This window comes from Microvirga tunisiensis (assembly GCF_009296175.1).
Taxonomy (GTDB): domain Bacteria; phylum Pseudomonadota; class Alphaproteobacteria; order Rhizobiales; family Beijerinckiaceae; genus Microvirga; species Microvirga tunisiensis.
Map to the genome: position 1 here is coordinate 1 of NZ_VOSK01000685.1, position 1,719 is coordinate 1,719.

The 1,719-nt window shown below is 64.1% G+C and carries 1 protein-coding gene and 1 pseudogene; both read left to right on the top strand.

Annotated elements, in window-relative coordinates:
* The first annotated feature begins 275 nt into the window (after positions 1 to 275).
* Positions 276 to 497, top strand: a complete 222-nt coding sequence (locus tag FS320_RS42855) for a heavy-metal-associated domain-containing protein (protein WP_152718581.1) — start codon at positions 276 to 278, stop codon at positions 495 to 497.
* A 148-nt stretch (positions 498 to 645) separates the two neighbouring features.
* A pseudogene (gene aptA, locus FS320_RS42860) lies at positions 646 to 1,596 on the top strand (omega-aminotransferase AptA); the annotation flags it as partial.
* Positions 1,597 to 1,719: the final 123 nt, after the last annotated feature.

Consider the following 1,719-nt stretch of genomic DNA (forward strand, 5'->3'; position numbering starts at 1 on the left):
TGCGGATGAAGGGAGTGCATCACGTCCTCCTGCGGTGAGAAGCTCGGCGTCGCAGGCCGTCAAAGCGCCAAGTGTACTCCTCAATGGCGTAACGCACCCGATCCCAACAACGTTCCGCCACCAAACAGTTAACAGACAATGAATCACGGCGAATCGCCGGGCAAGTTTCGCATTCCCGCAACGGACATTTTTTCGCAGCCCTGCGTTGCCCGCCCATGGCGTCGCAGGACAGAGCGGCGCAAAAGAAGAGCGGCGCAAAAGAAAGGACATGTCAGATGGAAGAGCCGCGCAAGGATCTGCTGATGCAGGTCGATGGAATGACCTGCCAGGGTTGTGTCACTTCAGTCACCAAGGCGATCCAGCGTCTCGATCCGGGCGCCAGGGTCGAGGTGGATTTGGAGCATGGGCGCGTCCATGTCGCGACCACGGCGCAGAGCGTCGAGGTGGCGCGCGCCCTCGATGCGGCCGGCTATGAGGCCCGCGCCATGACCGGATGAGTCGAGGGCTGCGCCCGGCTCCAGGGCTTCGCCCGAAGTTCTTTTTTCCGGCGCCTGGATAGGAAAGGAGCATCGGCCCCAAAAGTGGATTCCACTTTTGGGGCCGATGCTTTAGGTTCCCTTCCGCCAGCTATTTTCGGGGACCATAATGACTGCCCAAACCTCCAGAGCCGCCAACGACCTCATCGCACCCAACGACCTGGATGCCTGGTGGCTTCCGTTCACGGCCAACCGTTCCTTCAAGCAGCGCCCCCTGATGATCGCCCGCGCCAAGGGCATGTACTACTACACCCCGGACGGTCGAGAGGTGATCGACGGCGCCGCCGGCCTCTGGTGCTGCAATGCCGGCCATAACCGGGACGAGATCACGCAGGCGATCCAGGCTCAGGCGCAGGAGCTCGACTACTCACCCGCCTTCCAGTTCGGCCATGCGGGCGGCTTCGCCCTCGCCTCGCGCCTCGCCCAGCTCGCGCCGGGCGACTTGAACCACGTCTTCTTCTGCAACTCCGGCTCCGAGGCGGTGGACACGGCCCTCAAGGTCGCTCTCGCCTATTGGAACGTGAAGGGCCAGGGCAGCAAGACGCGGCTCATCGGCCGCGAGCGCGGCTATCACGGTGTCGGCTTCGGCGGCATCTCCGTGGGCGGCATCGTCAAGAACCGCCAGTTCTTCGGCTCGCTGCTGGCGGGCGTCGACCACCTGCCCCACACCTACAACCGCGCCGAGCAGGCCTTCTCCCGGGGCGAGCCGGAATGGGGCGCGCATCTCGCCGACGAGCTGGAGCGGATCGTGGCTCTCCACGACGCCTCGACCATCGCGGCCGTGATCGTCGAGCCGATGGCAGGCTCCACCGGCGTCCTGCCGCCGCCGAAGGGCTATCTCAAGCGCCTGCGCGAGATCTGCGACAAGCACGGCATCCTGCTCATCTTCGACGAGGTCATCTCGGGCTTCGGCCGCCTCGGCACGGCGTTTGCCGCCGAGCGCTACGGCGTGGTGCCCGACATGATCACCTTCGCCAAGGGCGTGAATTCCGGCACCGTGCCCATGGGCGGCGTGCTGGTGCGCGAGGACCTCTACGACACCTTCATGAACGGCCCGAAGTCTCTTTCATAATGCAGCCTTTCTTCAGATCCCCGGGAGGCGGATCATCTTAATGTCCTGATAATTCTCATAGTTCTTCGGCCTGCGGGCGATGACCGCCTGCACTCCTTGGCGAACGGCCTC